Raw genomic sequence first — 16,660 nt, 5'->3', positions numbered from 1 at the left:
CGACCGTTACTCGTCCCGCGGCTTGAGATCGCGCTTGCCGTGATAGCCGCGCTTGGGACGGCGCGGCGGGCCGTAGCCGTTGGCCTCGTCTTCATTGCGGGCACGCGCTTCCTCGCTGCCGGTGCGCTGCACCAGCACGCGGCGGCCCTTGCGATCGTTGATGGTTTCGCGCTTGCTGGGCTTCGGCTTTCTGGCCGGCGCATCGTCGCCGTCGGCTGCGTCACGCTGCTCCGGCCGCGTGAAGTCGGCACCCGCGATCTTGGCGATCTTCTCGCCGAGCTGCTCGCGCAGCACCCGCGTCTTGACCTCCTCGACCTTGCCCTCCTCGAGCTCGCCGAGCTGGAACGGGCCGTAGGAGATCCGGATCAGGCGGTTCACCTCGAGCCCGAGATGCGCCATCACGTTGCGCACCTCGCGGTTCTTGCCTTCGCGGATCGCGAACACCACCCACACATTGGCGCTCTGGTCGCGTTCCAATGTCGCGTCGATCGGCCCGTATTTGACGCCGTCGACCTCGACGCCGCCCTTGAGCTGGTCGAGCTGGCCCTGCGTCACCTCGCCATGCGCGCGCACGCGGTAACGGCGCAGCCATCCGGTGTCGGGATGCTCCAGCGTCCGCGCCAGGCCGCCGTCATTGGTCAGCAGCAACAGGCCCTCGGTGTTGAAATCCAGCCGGCCGATCGAGATCAGCCGCGGCAGGCCCTCGGGCAGATTGTCGAACACGGTCGGCCGCCCCTCGGGATCGGCATGCGTCGTCATCAGCCCGCGCGGCTTGTGATACATGAACAGCCGCGTCCGCTCGCGCGGCGGCAACGGCTTGCCGTCGACGGCCACGACATCGTTGTCGGTGATATCGAGCGCCGGCGAGTTGATCACGCGTCCGTTGACGGTGACGCGCCCTTGCGTGACGATCTCCTCGGCATCGCGGCGCGAGGCAAGACCGGCGCGCGCCAATACCTTGGCGATGCGTTCGCCTGTCTTCTTCGGCTTCGGCTCGGGACGCTCGCGCCGGTCGTCGGTGGCGCGTTCGCGATAGGCACCGCGGCCGCCGAAGGCCGGGCGCTTCGCAAAGACCTTGCTGTCGTCCTCATTGTCGCGGCGCGGCCGGTCGGAGAAGCGGCCTTCGCTGCGCGGGTGCTCCTGCCAGTCGGTGCGGCCTTCGGGCCGCTCACGCCGGCGATTGTCGCGGCCACCATCTTCATCATGACGATCCCAGCGCGGCCGGCCGAACTTCGGACGATCACCCTGCTCGCGGTCGTCGCGTGACTTCGAGAACCGCGGACGTTCGCCGCCACCGCGATCGTCGCGCGACCGCGAAAAGCGCGGGCGCTCGTCGCCGCCGCGGTCGTCGCGCGGTTTGCGATCCCGCTTTTGCCAGGGCTTCTCGTCGCCGCGGTCGCGGCCCTCGAAGTCGCGGTCGCGCTTGAAGCGCGGCCGATCGCCGAAATCGCGGCGCGGTGCGTCGCCATCCTCGCGGCGGCGGAACGGGCGGCCTTCGCCCTTGTCCCCGAACGAGCGCTTGTCACGATCGCCGCGCGAAAACTTCCTGTCGTCGAATTTGCGCTCGGCGCGATCGCCGCGCGGCGCAAAGCTCCGCTTCTCGCCGTCGCGGTCGCCACGCGGCGTGTAGGGGCGCTTCTCGCGATCGCCATAGGACCGCTTTTCACCGAACTTGCGGTCGGATGAGCGGCCCTCCGAGCGCGCGCCACCGCGCTGCGGACGATCGCCCGCATCAAAGTCGCGGCGCTCGCCGCGCGGCTTGAACGGGCGCTTTCCGCCCCCCTCGCCGCCACGGTCGTCGCGCTTGAAGCGCGGCCGGTCGCCGTAATCGCGGCGCGGCGCATCGCCGTCCTCACGGCGGCGGAACGAGCGGCCCTCGCCCTTGTCGCCGAAAGAGCGCTTGTCGCGATCACCACCTTTGCCGCCGAAGCTGCGCTTGCCGAACGGCTTGTCCGATCCGCGGGAACCACTGGGCCGCCCCTTCCCGGGCGCCCCCCGGTCCCGCCGGCCGCGCGGGGAATCGTTGTTTTTGTCGCTGTCGCGGGGCATGAATGTTCTCGCCTGGAGGTTCAATTGGGGCGCAGGGCAACCGGCGATACGCGCGCCATCTGGGCGCGACTGGCGCAAAACCGGCATCCACTTCTGCTGAAGGCGACGCTACTAGCAGGTTTCTTCCGATGATACGAGGCATGTCTGCCCCTTCTTTCATGGATTTGGCGCTAAAAACCGCCGAAAGTGCCGGAAAAGCTGGCGAGGTTCCGATCGGATGCGTGATCGTGCGGGGCTACGAGGTGATCGCCACCGCCGGCAACCGCACCCTGACCGACCACGATCCGACGGCCCATGCGGAGATCCTGGCGATCCGGCAGGCCGCCGAGGCCATCGGCACCGAGCGGCTGGTCGATTGCGACCTCTACGTGACGCTGGAGCCCTGCACGATGTGCGCCGGCGCGATCTCCTTTGCCCGCATCCGCCGGCTCTATTACGGCGCCGCCGACCCCAAGGGCGGCGCGGTCGAGTCAGGCGTCCGGTTCTTCGCGCAGCCGACCTGCCACCATGTGCCGGAGGTCTATGGCGCGGTCGGCGAGACCGAGTCCGCGCGCCTGCTGCGCGAGTTCTTCAGGGAGCGTCGCTGAGGAATTCGTAGCGCGGGCGACCTGCAGCCCGGATGAATCCGGGGGATATCTCCGCGGAGACGATCCCGGATTTCGCTCCGCTCCATCCGGGCTACGAAGCTCTCAGCTGTTGATCCCGTCATCCTGAGGTGCGAGCGGAGCGAGGCTCCCACCTCCAGCGACAAAGGCGAAGCCTTTGCGCGGGGATGACGGCGCGCGAACGGAGTCATCCCGCCACGAAAAACTCCCGCAGCAGCTTCGCGGTCGCGTCCGGAGCTTCCTCGGGCAGGAAATGCCCCGACGCCACCGGCGCGCCGCTGACATTGGTGGCCCAGGTCTTCCAGGTGTCGAGCGGCGTTGTTGCCGCGCTGGCAACCCCGGCATCGCCCCACAGCGCCAGCATCGGGATCGTGATCTTCTTGCCGGCGTCGACATCGGCCTTGTCGATCTCGTAGTCGGCATAGGCGCCAGCGCGATAGTCCTCGCACATCGCGTGGATGCGCGCGGGATCACGGAATGGCGCGAGGTAGTGCTCGAGCGCGCGCGGATCGATCGCCTCCAGCGTCTTGCTCCTGGTCTGGCTCGCCATCTTCTCCTTGAGGAAGAATTCGCCATTGTTGGAGATCAGCGTCTCCGGCAGCGGATAGGGCTGCGCCAGGAACGCCCAGTGGTAGATCTTCAGCGCCGACAGGCGATTGAGCTTCTGCCAGTAATCATAGGTCGGCGCGATATCGAGCACCGCAAGCTTCGACAGCCGGCCGGGATGATCGAGCGCGAGCCGGTACGACACCCGGCCGCCGCGGTCGTGGCCGGCGAGCGCGAAATGCACGTGCCCGAGTTGCTCCATCACCTCGACCATGGTCTTCGCCCAGGCCCGCTTGGTGTAGGGCGTATGGTCCTTGTCGCTGTCGGGCATGTCGGACCAGCCGTAGCCCGGCAGGTCGGCGATGATCAGCGTGAACCTGTCGTCGAGTTTCGGCGCCACCGTGTGCCACATCACATGCGTCGAGGAGAAGCCGTGCAGCAGCAGCAATGGCGGGCCCTTGCCGCCGACGCGGGCGAAGATGCGGCCCTGCGAGGTGTTGATCCACTCGGACGCATAGCCGGGAAAAAGATCAGCGAGATCAGGCATCGGTAGCTCCTTCCCTGGGGCGGCCGCGCTGCTTCAAACTTTGTTCGGCGTTGCCGCTCGCTTTGGCGAGGTTTATGCCATCCTCAAGTCCTGCCAACAACAACATGAAACGAGGAAGTGCCATGTCGATCGACTTCGAAATTCCCGCCGAAGCCAAGGCGATCCGCGAGAAGGTTCGCAAATTCGTCCACGACGAATGCATTCCGGCGGAAAAGGAACTCGACACCAAGCCGCTTGCCGAGGTGCTGGGACCGCTGCGGAAGAAGGCCCGCGCGCAGGGCCTGTGGTGCCCCTTCGTGCCGAAGGAGTATGGCGGTATGGGCCTCGGCCCGCTCGCCAACGCCCTGGTGCAGATGGAGCTCGGCGAGAGCATGCTCGGCGCGCTCTCGATGAACACGCAGGGGCCGGACGACGCCTCGATGATGACGATCCTGGCGCATGGCACCGAGTACCAGAAGGAAAAATTCCTCAAGCCCCTGCTGAACGGCGAGAAGCGCATCTGCTTCTCGATGACCGAGAAGGCCGCCGGCGCCGATGCCACCGGCATGCAGACCACGGCGGTGAAGGACGGCAACGAGAACTACATCCTCAACGGCGAGAAATGGTTCTCCTCGTCGGCGAGCGTCGCCGACCTCGCGCTGGTCATGGCGAAGACCGATCCGAACGCGCCGCGCCACAAGCAATATTCGACCTTCATCGTCGAGCTGCCCAACCCCGGCTACCGCATCAAGCGCAACGTCGCCAACATGGCGATCGAGGGTCCGCATGACGACGTGATCCACGGCGGCCACTCCGAGATCGAGATCAAGGATCTGAAGGTGCCGGCCGACAACCTGCTCGGCGGCGAGGGCAACGGCTTCAACATGGGCCAGCACCGCCTCGCCTACGGCCGGCTGCGCCACGGCATGCACAACGTCGCCAAGGCGCAGCGCGCGCTCGACATGGCGGCCGCCCATGTCACCAAACGCTCGACCTTCGGCCAGTTGCTGGCCGACCGCCAGGCGGTGCAGTTCATGCTCGCCGACTGCGCGAGCGAGCTCTATATCGGCCGGCTGATGCTGCTGCACATCGCCTACAAGGCCGAGAAGGGCCTCGACATCCGCCAGGAGAACTCGATCGCCAAGATCTTCCACGCCCACATGGTGCACAAGGTGATCGATACCGCGATCCAGCTGCACGGCGCGCTCGGCTTCAGCCAGGATACGCCGCTGGCGAAGTGGTACACCCAGGTGCGCTCGCAGCGGCTGGTCGACGGCCCCGACGAGGTGCACAAGTGGAAGATCGGCAAGAACGTCATCAAGGCGTTCCGCGAGCACGGCACCACAGCGTCAGCGGCGGGCGGGGATTTGCTTTAGCCCACTTCGTCATTCCGGGGCGGCGCAACGCGCCGAACCCGGAATCTCGAGATGAGGTGAGAAGGTGTCCACAACATCGAGATTCCGGATCGACGCGCGATGCGCGTCGTCCGGAATGACGGCGTGGGGCCGAACCTAGCCGCTCGCCACAAACAGCTCCCATGTCCCGGGCAGTCCCTTCAGCTCGAACGCGCCGCGCTCGGCGAATTTCAACCCGGCGCCCGCGACCAGATCGGTCACCACGCGTGACACCAGCACCTCGTTCGAGCCGCACTGCGACATCACGCGCGCCGCGGCGTGGACCGTTATGCCGCCGATATCCGCCCCCCTCACCTCGATCTCGCCGGTGTGCAGGCCCGCTCGTACCGGCAGGCCGATCTGCCGCGCGGCCGAGCCGAACGCCAGCGCACAGCGTACGGCGCGGCCGGGACCGTCGAAGGTCGCCAGAATGCCGTCGCCGGTGCTCTTCACCAGATGGCCGCGATGGCGGCCGACCACCTGCTGCGCGAGTTGATCGTGATCGTCGAGCAGACGTCGCCAACGATGATCACCCATCGCGGCGGCGCTGCGGGTCGAATCGACGATATCGGTAAACAGCACGGTCGCAAGCACACGGTCGAGCTCGGCATCACCACCATCGCGATGGCCGGTAACGAATTCCTCGATATCGCCGAGCATCGCGTCGGTCTCGCCGACCCAATAGTAGTGATCGCCGCCCGGATATTCCACGTATTTCGCGCCGGGGATCGAGCGCGCGACGGCACGGCCGAGCGCCACAGGAACGCGGGCATCGCCGGTCCGATGCAGGACAAGCGTCGGAGTCTGGAGCATCGGCAGGATCGCCGTGACGTCGATCGCGCGATTGAGAACGAGCAGCGTCCGCAACGCTCCCGGACTGCTCGACAGCCGCTCGAATTTCGCGATCTGCGCGATCACTTCCGCATTCGTTGCCTGGCTCGGCGCGACAGTCTTGACCGTATCGCCAGAACCCCAGCTCTGCACGATCTCATCGCAGCGCAGCTGCCACACGTCATCCGGCAGGCGATCCTTCGAGCGGGCAAAACTGCCGAGCAGAACGAGATGCGAAACGCGGTCCGGATAGGTCGCTGCAAACAGCACACTCATCGGACAGCCCTCGGAGAAGCCGAACAACACCGCCTTCGCGGAGCCGATGGCATCCATGATGGCCCGGACGTCGTCCATGCGCTGCTCGAGGGAGGGCGCGCCGGTCATCCGATCCGACAATCCCTGTCCGCGCTTGTCGAAGGTCACGACCCGGGCGAAGCGCGACAGGCGGCGCAGCACGGCGGTGTAGCCGGGCATCTCGTGCATGAACTCGATGTGCGAGAACAGGCCGGGGACAAGGATGATGTCGACAGGACCATCGCCCATCACCTGATAGGCGATGCTCGCGTCGGCGCTTTGCGCGTAGTGCGTCTCGGGCGGTCTGAAATCGGTCATTCGAAGGCCCCGGGGCGCGCCATTGTCGCCGCTGAGGCCGGATCGATCAACCCTTCTCCGCCTCGACCGCCTGCCAGGCGATGTCGCGGCGGCAGAAGCCGTCCGGCCATTTGATGCGATCGATCGCCTGATAGGCGCGGTCGCGCGCCTCGGTGACCGTCTTGCCCATCGCGCAGACGTTCAGCACCCGGCCGCCATTGGCGATGATTGCGCCATCCTTCGCCACCGTGCCGGCGTGGAAGATCTCGACGCCCTCGACCTTGGCGGCGGCGTCGAGGCCATCGATCCGCGTGCCCTTGATGTAGTCGCCGGGATAGCCCTTCGCCGCCATCACCACCGTCAGCGCCGGGTCCGGATACCAGCGCAGATCGAAGTTCTTCAATTGCCCGTCGATCGAGGCGAGCAGCGCCGGCACGATGTCCGACATCATCCGCAGCATCAGCACCTGGCACTCGGGATCGCCGAAGCGGACATTGTACTCGAACAGTTTTGGGCCCTGCGCGGTCAGCATCACGCCGGCATAGAGCACTCCCTTGAACGGCGTGCCGCGGCTCTTCATCCCGGCAACCGTCGGCAGGATGATCCGCGCCATGATCTGGTCGTGCACCTCAGGCGTCACGAACGGCGTCGGCGAATAGGCGCCCATGCCGCCGGTGTTCGGCCCCTTGTCGTGATCGAACACCCGCTTGTGGTCCTGCGCCGACGCCAGCGGAATTGCGGTCTCGCCGTCGCACAGCGCGAAGAAGCTGATCTCGCGGCCCGACAAGAACTCCTCGATCACGACCTCGGCGCCGGCCGAGCCGAACGCGCCCTCGAACATCATCGCAATCGCGGCCTCGGCCTCGGGCAGCGTCTGCGCCACCACGACGCCCTTGCCGGCCGCAAGCCCGTCGGCCTTGACCACGATCGGCGCGCCCTGGGCACGGACATAGGCCACCGCGTCCTTCGCATTGTCGAAGCGGCGATAGGCACCGGTCGGAATGTCGAACTCGCTGCACAGGTCCTTGGTGAAGCCCTTGGAGCCCTCGAGCTGGGCGGCCTGCCGGCTCGGTCCGAACGCCTTGATGCCTTCAGCGGCGAGGTCGTCGACGATCCCGGCGGCGAGCGGCGTCTCCGGTCCGACCACCACCAGATCGACCGCATTGCCCCGGCAGAACTCGATCACCGCGGCATGGTCGGTGACATCGAGCGCAACGCATTCGGCCTCGCGCGCGATCCCGGCATTGCCCGGCGCGCACCAGAGTTTCGTGACCAGCGGGGATGCGGCGATCTTCCACGCCAGCGCATGTTCGCGGCCACCGGAACCGAGCAGGAGGATGTTCATCTGTGTCGCCGATCAGAGGGGTTGTAACGCCATTTCGTCCGGTTTAGCACGCTCCCGAACCGCGGCAACACGCGGTTCGATCAGATGTGGATATGTGATTCGACGCCTGAAACGCGGCGTCCGGACCTTGCACACGGGGTCGAAAACCCCGATTCTATAGATCAGATGACCGCTGCTCCGAATCTCGTCAACGCGCCCGAATTCACCGTCTCGGAACTCTCTTCGGCCCTGAAGCGGACGGTGGAGGACCGCTTCGGCCATGTCCGTGTCCGCGGCGAGATTTCGGGCTTTCGCGGCCCGCATTCCTCCGGCCACTGCTATTTCGCCCTGAAGGACGAGAGCGCCAAGATCGAGGCGGTGATCTGGAAGTTCGCCCATGCCCGGATGCGCTTCAAGCCGCAGGAGGGCCTCGAGGTCATCGCCACCGGCAAGCTGACCACCTATCCGAACTCCTCGAAGTACCAGATCGTCATCGATTCGCTGGAGCCTGCCGGCGTCGGCGCGCTGATGGCGCTGATGGAGGAGCGCAAGAAGAAGCTCGCGGCCGAGGGCCTGTTCGACGAGGCCCGCAAGCAGCTTTTGCCCTGGCTGCCCGAGGTGATCGGCGTCGTCACCTCGCCGACCGGCGCTGTGATCCGCGACATCCTGCACCGGCTGGAGGACCGCTTTCCCCGCCGCGTGCTGGTCTGGCCGGTCAAGGTGCAGGGCGACGGCTCGGCCGAACAGGTGGCGGCCGCGATCCGCGGTTTCAACGCGCTGCCGGAGGGCGGCAAGATTCCACGGCCCGATCTCTTGATCGTCGCGCGCGGCGGCGGCTCGCTGGAGGACCTCTGGTCGTTCAACGAGGAGATCGTGGTCCGCGCCGCGGCGGAGAGCCATATCCCGCTGATCTCGGCGGTGGGCCATGAGACCGACATCACGCTGATCGACTTCGTCGCCGACAAGCGCGCGCCGACGCCGACCGCCGCCGCCGAGATGGCGGTGCCGGTGCGCAGCGAGCTGTTCGTCGAGGTCGCGGCGCTCGCCCGCCGCACCATGGTGTGCTGGCAGCGTGCCCAGGAGGCGCGCCGCAACGAGCTGCGCGCCGCGGCGCGGGCGCTGCCGGCGGCGCACGAACTGCTGGCGATCCCGCGGCAACGGCTCGATCATCTCGCAGCAGGTTTGCCGCGCGGGCTGAAGGCCAATACGCACGCGCATTTCCGCCGCTTTGCCGCCAGCAGTTCGCGCCTCACCATCGGCGTGCTGCGCGGCCAGATCGCGCATGCGCGGCAGCGGCTCACCGCATCCGGCGAGCGCATCACGCTATCGGCGCGCGCGCTGCTGCATCGCCGCCGCGAGCGCTTCAGCGGGCTCGAGATCCGGCTCAAGGCCTCGAAGCTCGCCAACGCCAAGGCCCAGCGCAACGCCATCGCCCGCGACCTCGAGCGCACCCACCGCCTGGCCGAGCGCGCCCGCCGCGCATTGGTGACGACGATGCAGCGGCTCGAGGCGCGCGTCGCCCATAGCGGCCAGCTGTTGTCGGCGCTGTCCTATCGCGGCGTGCTGGCGCGCGGCTTCGCGCTGGTGCGCGACGCGCACGGCCACGCCCTGCACTCCGCCGCGGCGGTCGGCCCGAACGCCGGCCTGTCGATCGAATTCGCCGATGGCCGCGTCGCCGCCACCGCGAACGCCGATCAGCCCCCGGCGACGGTGGCGCCCGAGAGCCAGCCGAAGCCTCAGCCGCGCGAGGCGAAACCGGCAGCGCCGAAGCGCGTCACCAAGCCGGTCGATCAGGGTAGTCTGTTCTAGCCCGGCAACAGCTGTCTTAGCGCGACAGCCACTCGGCGACTTGCTTTTGCGCATCCTTGCGCGCGCCGGTATCGGTGCCGACGTGACCGCGCTCGGCGATCTCGGCATCGGAGGCCGCGACCGCGTGCAGCGGCAGGTTGGGCCGGTCGAAGTCGTGATAGGCCTCGGGATAGACCACGATCCGCGCCAGCGCGCTGCGGCCGCGGGCGCCGTCGACCATCTGGTGGCAGGCCGATGACGATGTCACGTCGTCGCGCGCGCCGATCAGCACCAGCGTCGGCACCCGCGCGCTCCAGCCGAGGCCGAACGAGGCGCGGCAATCCGGATAGAACGCGACCGCCGAGCGAAAATCCGGCTCGACGTTGCGCGACCACACCTGCGGCCGCACCGCCCACAGCAGGGCGGCGGCGCCGTTGCCCCAGCCGATCAGGCTGATGCGGCGCTTCGCCACCCATTTCTGCTGCACCAGCCACTGCCGCGCCGCGTTGATGTCGGCGACCCGCGCACGGCGGGTCTGGACCTGATGCTCTTTGATGCGACACTGCGGACCAAGCTCGCGCGAGCCGTAGCTGTCCGGCAGCAGCACCGCATGGCCGGTCGTCAGCAATTGCTCGGCCCAGTCGCGATAGCGCGGCAGCACCGGCTCGGACCGGCCGGCGAGACCGCCGCAGCCATGCAGCGCGATGACGGTCGGGAACGGGCCGTCGCCATCGGGCCGGTAGAGCTGCGCGTGCAGCGTGACGTTGCCTTCGGGGATCTCGACCTGATGCGGGTCCGGGAGCGGCGCCGCGGCCGCGGCCGGCACGGCAAGCATGGCGAGGCACATGAAAACTGACGTGAGGCGCATCCGATCCGGCCGGCTCGTTATGGCGCTGCAAACACAGCGGACCACACCTACAAGGCTACCATGCGCCTCCGCCGCCAAATCATCACAAGTCGGTGGTTTAACGGGCGGACATGACACCCTATCTGTGATAGACGGTTTCATCGACATCCAGATGGCCTCATTGGAGGCAAGGCGGAGAGCTCAATCGTGCTGAACAAGTTCGGTCCCTCGGGCCATGGCGAAGCGCAGGTGCAATATCTCGACGGCGATTTCCGCGTGATCTCGCCCGGCACCTTTGTGCGTTGTGCCATCACCGACGTCCGGATTCCGCTCGACGAGCTGAAGTACTGGAGCGTCGATCTGCAAGAAGCCTACGCCACCCCGACCGCCGTGCTGCAGCGCCACCATCCTGGCGTCCTCAAGCCGCAGGCCTAGGCTCAAGGCCGGGTTCATTTGGAGCGTCTCCTGTCCCGCGCCCTGAACAGCTGATCGGCCACCAGGCGCCGCAGCGCGTCGCCATCATCGAATTGCAGCGTCACCGCAAACGGCACGATCGCCTGTGCCCATGCCGGCATCCCGTCCGGACCACGCAACCGCGCGAGATCCTTTTCCGTCGTCACCAGCGTCAGTCCCTCGCGACGCGCGTCGGCAACGAGCGCTTCGATCTCCTCCTTCGTGAAGGCGTGATGATCGGCGAAAGCCTTGCTGCGCACGACGTCGACGCCGCTTGAGCGCAACGTGTTGAAGAAGCGCGCGGGATCGCCGATGCCGGCAAAGGCGAGCGCACGTGTTCCGTTCAGCGCCGCCAGCGAAGCCTGCTCCGGCTTCAGATGCGCCGACAGCACCGGCTTGCCGCGGGACGCGAGATCGGCCGCAATCCTTTGCGCCGCGCTCCCCTCGCCGACCACGATCAGCGCGTCGGTCCGTTGCAGCTGCGGCACCAGCGGCGCGCGCAGCGGTCCCGCAGGAATCACACGGCCGTTGCCGACGCCGCGCGTGCCGTCGATCACGATCAGGCAGACATCCTTGAGCACGCTCGGATTCTGGAAGCCGTCATCCATCAGGATCACGCTGGCATCCTGCGCGCGCGCCAGCGCCAGGCCCGCGGCACGGTCGCGCGACACCACGACCGGCAAGCTCGTCGCCATCATCAGCGGCTCGTCGCCGACATCGGCCGCCGTGTGGCTGTCGCGATCGACCTTGACCGGGCCAGCGAGCCTGCCGCCATAGCCGCGGCTGAGCACCACCGGCCGCTCGTCGAGCTCACGCAGCAATCTTGCCAGCGCCAGCACCGTCGGCGTCTTGCCGGCGCCGCCGACATGGTAATTGCCGACGCACACCACGGGAATGCCGGCATCGACGCCGGATTGCCGCATCCGCCGTGCGGCGACCGCGCCGTAAAGCGCGGCGAGCGGTTGGAGCAGTTGCGATAGGCAAGACGACGGCCGGTGCCAGAAGGCCGGCTCACGCATTGGCGGCTCCCATCTCGAGCCGCAACTGCAACAGATAGGGCTCGAGAGCGGTCACCGTGCGCTCCAGCGCGCCACCGAGCTGTTCGACGACGCGCTCGGAGGCCGCCAGCGAAGTGTCGCGGGCTGTGGAATCCGCAAGGAACTGGCCGAGCTGCTTGACCAGCGCTTCCCGATCATCGGCGCGGCGCGCGCCGCCGGCGCGATCGAGCGCCTCATAGACATCGGTGAAGTTGAACACGTGCGGGCCGTGCACGATCGCCGCGCCAAGCTTGATCGCCTCGATCGGATTCTGGCCGCCATGCGCAACCAGCGAGCCGCCCATGAACACGATCGGCGCGAGGCGATAGAACAGGCCGAGCTCGCCCATCGTATCGGCGACGTAGATATCTGTTGTCGCGACCGGCAGATCCTCATGCGAGCGCAGGCCGGGGCGCAGGCCGGCCTCCGTCACCAGCCGCGCCACCGCCTCGCCGCGCGCGGCATGCCGCGGCACGATGACTGTGAGCAGGCCGGGGAAGAATCCCGCGAGCGACTTGTGCGCCTCGATCAGGATCTCTTCCTCGCCGGGATGGGTCGACGCCGCAACCACGATGGCGCGGCCGCGGGTCACCGACATCAACCGCTCCAGCTTGGCCGGATCGGCCGGCGGCGCCGCGACGTCGAGCTTGAGGTTGCCGGTGACGACGACGTTGTGGCTGCCGAGCGCGACAAAGCGTTCGGCGTCGGTGTTCGACTGCGCGAGGCAGATGTCGAACCGGCCGAGCAACGCGCCGATGGTGTTGGAGACCCGGCGCCAGCGCGGGAAAGAGCGCTGCGACATTCGCCCATTGATCAGCACCATCGGCAGCCGCCGCGCGGCGCTCGACAGGATCAGATTCGGCCACAAATCGGATTCGATGAACAGCGCCAGCGACGGATGCCAGTGATCGAGGAAGCGCGTCACATAACGCGGCGAGTCGTACGGCACGTATTGATGGATGACGTCGGGCGGGAAGCGCTTGGCGACGATCGCGGCCGAGGTCACCGTGCCCGAGGTGAGCAGGATGCGCAAATTGAGCGCGCGCAGCCGCTCGATCAGGCCGGCCGCTGCCAGCACCTCGCCGACGCTGGCGCCGTGAATCCATACCAGCGGGCCCTGCGGCCTGGTATCGGCGCTCACGCCGCGCCGCTCGCCGACACGTTCGGGATCTTCCTTGCCGAGCTTGAGCCGCCGCTTGATCAGGGCAGGCGCGAGCGGCACCATCGCGGACGACAGCTTGCGGTACACACGCAACGTCATCGGTAGCGAGCTAGCCAAGCGCGGCCTCCGGCCGCCCGACCGCTGCATAGGCACGTCGGGTCGCTTCGTTGAGAAGTTCCTCCACGTGCTGCCGAAGCTTTTCCATCGTCGCGGCGTCGGCATCCGGCGGCACATAGACCGGCTCAATACCTACCACTGCGCCGCGCCCGAATGGCAAATTGATGGTGGTCGAATCCCAGTTTTTCAACCGGATGAATCGGCTGGTGACCATCGCAAAGGGGATGATCGGCCGGCCGGTCTCCCGCGCCAGCATAATGGCCCCGAGGCCCGCCACCCGCGCCCGCTTCGGCACGTCGGCGGTGGTGGCCATGTTGCAGCCGTCTTCCAGCGCCCGAACCATCTCCAGGAAGGCGCCGACGCCGCCCTTGCGATGGAACGCGCCGGAATGATCGCCGGAACCTCTGATGGTGCCGATGCCGAGCCGCTCCACCGCGAGGGCGTTGAACTCGCCGTCGCGGTGGCGGGAGATCAGGACCTTGGCACGGTAGCTCTCCTTGGTCTTGATGAACGGCGTCATGAAGTGCTGGCCGTGCCAGAACACGAAGATCGCCGGCATCAGGGGCTCGACGATCCCGTACACGTCATGCGGCTGGTAGCTGAAGCGGTTGGTGTACCACACCAGCCGCAGATACTCGGCCGCAAGCACACCCAGCGCGCGCTGCACGAAGCCGCTGCGCAGCAGATCGCGAAAAAGTCGTTTCAATGGGAATGCTTTGTGTCCTGCTCAGGATCGAGCAACCGGTGGAGGTGAACGACGAAGTAGCGCATCTGGGCGTTGTCCACGGTCTGCTGCGCCTTCGCCTTCCAGGCCGCATAGGCGGTCGCATAGTTCGGGTAGACGCCGACGATCTCGACTTCGTCCAGATTCTTGAAGGTGTTGTGCTCGAGATCGGTCAACTCGCCGCCGATCACGAGGTGAAGCAGCTGGGGCTGGGCATTGTCTGACATGATGGTGCTTTTCCTAACGAGATGCCCGGCAAACAAATGAAGTCGTGGTCGTCACAGGTCTGGTCGTCACAAGGCTAGTCGTCACAAGGCTGTCGCAACAGGTCTGGTCGTCACAATCGGAAAGCGGCGTGGATCGGCGAGGCCTCACGGCAAAGGACGGCTGCGAAAATGCTCGACAATGCGTGCATGACGTTCGCGTCCTGCTGCCACCAGCACCCCATGCGTCACCTCCCGGCGATTGTACTCAATCGCGTCCCCCGAGAGCGCGGTCATCTTACCACCCGCTTCCTGCACGATCAAATTCGCGGCGACAAGATCCCAGTCGCGGCTTTGCCCGCCCGCAAAGGCCGCGTCAAGTCGACCTTGTGCTACACGGCACAACCGCAGCGCCAGCGATCCGATGCGCGGATAGAGCGTGATCTCGTCCGGCGTCGGGCTGAGCCGCTGCACCAGCGGCTTCGGTCCCGCCATCCGCGGAAAGTTGAAATCGGTGCCTGCGGTTGCATGCACCGCGCCGTCGTTCAGGGTGGCGCCCTGTCCACGGGCGGCGAAGAAGAATTCCTCGCTGACCGGCGCATACACCGCCGCGAGCACCGGAGATGCATTTTCAACCAGCGCCACACTGACGCACCAGTCCTCGCGGCCGGCGAGATAGGCGCGGGTGCCGTCGATCGGATCGACGATCCAGGTGAAGCGCCTGCCGAGGCGGGTGTCGTTGTCGGCGCTCTCTTCCGACAGCCAGCCATAGCCGGGCGTTGCCGAACGCAGCTGCTGCTCCAACAGGTCGTTGACCGCGATGTCGGCCTCGGAGACCGGCGAGGACGCGCCCTTGATCCAGTTCTTCAATTCGGTGCGGAACAGTGACGATGCGAGCCGGCCCGCTTCCTGCACCGATCTGGTCAGCAAGGCGGCATCGCGCGCCTTGGTCCAGTCGTCCGTATCAGCGTCCGCCAAGCGTCAGGCCCTCGATGCGCAGCGTCGGCGAATTGACGCCGTAGCGGAATTCCAGATCGTTGGCGGCGACCAGCGACTTGAACATCGGCAGCAGATGGCCGGCGATGGTCACTTCGCTGACCGGATAGGTGATCTCGCCGTTCTCGATCCAGAAGCCGGACGCGCCGCGGCTGTAATCGCCGGTCACGCCGTTGACGCCGGAGCCGATCAGGTCGGTGACATAGAAGCCCTGCTTGATGTCGGAGATCAGCTCCTTCGGCGTCACCGCACCCGGCTCGAGATGCAGATTATACGTTCCGGGAGACGGCGAGGACGACACGCCGCGATGCGCATGACCGGTCGTAACAAGCCCGAGCTCTCGCGCGGTCGCCGAATCCATCACCCAGGTGGTGAGCACGCCCGCATCGATCAGCGCGGTCTTCTTCACCCTGACGCCCTCGGCGTCGAAGGTCTGCGAGCGCAGGCCGCGCACCCGCAACGGATCGTCGATGATGCGGATATCTTTCGAGAACAGTTGCTCGCCGAGCTTGTCCTTCAGGAAGCTGGTCTTGCGCGCGATCGAGGCGCCGTTGATGGCGCCGACGAGATGGCCGACGATCGAGCCGGCGACCCGCGGATCGAACACCACCGGCACCTTGCAGGTCTCGACCTTGCGCGGATTGCCCCGCGCCACCGCGCGCTCGCCGGCCTTGCGGCCAACGGAAGCAGGTGAATCGAGATCGGAGGCATGCGGCGCGCTGGTGAAATCGTAGTCGCGCTCCATGCCGGTGCCCTCACCGGAAATCGCCGTCGTCGAGATGCCGTGGCTGGAGCGCAGATAAGAACCGTGGAAGCCGGTCGACGTCACCAGCACCATGCCGCCGATCCCGGTCGAGACCGACGCGCCGCCGGACTTGGTGACACCCTTGACCGCGAGCGCCGCGGCCTCCGCTTCGATCGCGCGCTGCTCGAGTTCGGCCGTGCTCGGAACCTTGCGATCGAGCAGATCGAGGTCGGGGAAATCGTGGGCGTGGAGCGCCGGATCGGCGAGACCGACATATTTGTCGTCCGGCGCCACGCGCGCCATCGCGACGGCACGCTCGGCAAGCTTGGCGACCCCGTCGCCGCTGACGTCATTGGTCGACACCACCGCCTGGCGGTGGCCGACGAACACCCGCAGGCCGACGTCATCGCCTTCGGAGCGCTCGGTTTCCTCGACGCGGCCGTCGCGCACCTCGACGCCCTGCGAGACGCCGCGCACCGCGATGGCATCGGCCGCATCGGCGCCCGCGCGCCTGGCGGCATCGACCAGGCGCTGCGCAAGGTCGCTCAGGCCCGATTGGTCGAACAGATCGGAGCTATCGCCGTGTCGCGATGCAGATGGTGAAGAGTTCACGAACGAATTCCTGCGGATTGAGGGGGGCCCGGAACGAGGTCGACAGACCCACCAGATGTGCCGGTTTCACAGGGATTTCAAGCACTTTGCGCCGGCAGGCAACAAAGATT

General features: G+C 66.9%; 15 protein-coding genes. 4 read left to right on the top strand and 11 right to left on the bottom strand.

Annotation, left to right across the window (positions count from 1 at the left end):
• Positions 1-6: 6 nt before the first annotated feature.
• Positions 7-2,049, bottom strand: a complete 2,043-nt coding sequence (locus tag ACVMDN_RS00930) for a pseudouridine synthase (RefSeq protein ID WP_076825567.1) — start codon at positions 2,047-2,049, stop codon at positions 7-9.
• Positions 2,050-2,189: 140 nt separating this feature from the next.
• On the opposite strand from ACVMDN_RS00930, the gene ACVMDN_RS00925 reads away from it, so the two are divergent.
• Positions 2,190-2,636: a nucleoside deaminase gene (locus ACVMDN_RS00925; protein WP_225163883.1), complete on the top strand. Its 447-nt coding sequence runs from the start codon at positions 2,190-2,192 to the stop codon at positions 2,634-2,636.
• Between the two features lie 205 nt (positions 2,637-2,841).
• Here ACVMDN_RS00925 and ACVMDN_RS00920 read toward each other — a convergent pair whose 3' ends face one another.
• The gene (locus tag ACVMDN_RS00920; protein WP_076825569.1) at positions 2,842-3,747 is read right to left on the bottom strand and encodes an alpha/beta fold hydrolase; all 906 of its coding nucleotides are present in this window, start codon (positions 3,745-3,747) and stop codon (positions 2,842-2,844) included.
• 122 nt (positions 3,748-3,869) lie between these two features.
• On the opposite strand from ACVMDN_RS00920, the gene ACVMDN_RS00915 reads away from it, so the two are divergent.
• On the top strand, positions 3,870-5,102 hold the full coding sequence (locus ACVMDN_RS00915; RefSeq protein WP_038388024.1) for an acyl-CoA dehydrogenase family protein: 1,233 nt from the start codon (positions 3,870-3,872) through the stop codon (positions 5,100-5,102).
• A gap of 135 nt (positions 5,103-5,237) precedes the next feature.
• On the opposite strand, the gene ACVMDN_RS00910 is transcribed toward ACVMDN_RS00915, so the two are convergent.
• Both ACVMDN_RS00910 and purD read right to left on the bottom strand, forming a co-directional pair.
• Complete coding sequence (locus tag ACVMDN_RS00910) at positions 5,238-6,563, bottom strand: adenylate/guanylate cyclase domain-containing protein (RefSeq protein WP_076825570.1); 1,326 nt, start codon at positions 6,561-6,563, stop codon at positions 5,238-5,240.
• 46 nt (positions 6,564-6,609) lie between these two features.
• Positions 6,610-7,887 carry a phosphoribosylamine--glycine ligase gene (purD, locus tag ACVMDN_RS00905; protein ID WP_057016645.1) on the bottom strand — a complete coding sequence of 426 codons (1,278 nt, stop codon included), beginning with the start codon at positions 7,885-7,887 and terminating at the stop codon, positions 6,610-6,612.
• Positions 7,888-8,052: 165 nt separating this feature from the next.
• Between purD and xseA the strand changes: the two genes are divergently transcribed.
• Positions 8,053-9,675: an exodeoxyribonuclease VII large subunit gene (xseA, locus tag ACVMDN_RS00900; protein ID WP_076825572.1), complete on the top strand. Its 1,623-nt coding sequence runs from the start codon at positions 8,053-8,055 to the stop codon at positions 9,673-9,675.
• A gap of 16 nt (positions 9,676-9,691) precedes the next feature.
• Here the strand turns inward: xseA and ACVMDN_RS00895 are convergent, their stop codons facing one another.
• Positions 9,692-10,489 (bottom strand): dienelactone hydrolase family protein, encoded by a 798-nt coding sequence (locus ACVMDN_RS00895; RefSeq protein ID WP_371852100.1) that lies wholly within the window; start codon positions 10,487-10,489, stop codon positions 9,692-9,694.
• A 219-nt stretch (positions 10,490-10,708) separates the two neighbouring features.
• Here ACVMDN_RS00895 and ACVMDN_RS00890 point away from each other — a divergent pair, with 219 nt between their 5' ends.
• Positions 10,709-10,936 (top strand): DUF2093 domain-containing protein, encoded by a 228-nt coding sequence (locus ACVMDN_RS00890; RefSeq protein ID WP_016848019.1) that lies wholly within the window; start codon positions 10,709-10,711, stop codon positions 10,934-10,936.
• Positions 10,937-10,950: 14 nt separating this feature from the next.
• On the opposite strand, the gene lpxK is transcribed toward ACVMDN_RS00890, so the two are convergent.
• From lpxK to ACVMDN_RS00860, 6 genes are all read right to left on the bottom strand, one after another.
• The gene (lpxK, locus tag ACVMDN_RS00885) at positions 10,951-11,973 is read right to left on the bottom strand and encodes a tetraacyldisaccharide 4'-kinase (protein ID WP_076825575.1); all 1,023 of its coding nucleotides are present in this window, start codon (positions 11,971-11,973) and stop codon (positions 10,951-10,953) included.
• A complete protein-coding gene (locus ACVMDN_RS00880) occupies positions 11,966-13,300 on the bottom strand; it encodes a 3-deoxy-D-manno-octulosonic acid transferase (RefSeq protein ID WP_141343023.1) in 1,335 nt (444 codons plus the stop codon). Before ACVMDN_RS00880 ends, lpxK begins: the two co-directional genes overlap by 8 nt.
• A complete protein-coding gene (locus tag ACVMDN_RS00875) occupies positions 13,263-13,976 on the bottom strand; it encodes a lysophospholipid acyltransferase family protein (RefSeq protein ID WP_050384219.1) in 714 nt (237 codons plus the stop codon). The genes ACVMDN_RS00880 and ACVMDN_RS00875 overlap by 38 nt, the downstream gene beginning before the upstream one ends.
• The gene (locus ACVMDN_RS00870; RefSeq protein ID WP_016848023.1) at positions 13,973-14,221 is read right to left on the bottom strand and encodes a DUF4170 domain-containing protein; all 249 of its coding nucleotides are present in this window, start codon (positions 14,219-14,221) and stop codon (positions 13,973-13,975) included. The genes ACVMDN_RS00875 and ACVMDN_RS00870 overlap by 4 nt, the downstream gene beginning before the upstream one ends.
• Positions 14,222-14,365: 144 nt before the next feature.
• Positions 14,366-15,175, bottom strand: a complete 810-nt coding sequence (locus ACVMDN_RS00865; RefSeq protein ID WP_076825579.1) for a 3'(2'),5'-bisphosphate nucleotidase CysQ — start codon at positions 15,173-15,175, stop codon at positions 14,366-14,368.
• Positions 15,162-16,550 carry a TldD/PmbA family protein gene (locus ACVMDN_RS00860; protein WP_076825581.1) on the bottom strand — a complete coding sequence of 463 codons (1,389 nt, stop codon included), beginning with the start codon at positions 16,548-16,550 and terminating at the stop codon, positions 15,162-15,164. The genes ACVMDN_RS00865 and ACVMDN_RS00860 overlap by 14 nt, the downstream gene beginning before the upstream one ends.
• Positions 16,551-16,660 lie beyond the last annotated feature (110 nt).

The sequence above is a fragment of the Bradyrhizobium sp. USDA 4510 genome (assembly GCF_054059095.1).
Note: the sequence above shows the minus strand (reverse complement) of the source record. Positions and strands in the feature narration are given on the sequence as shown.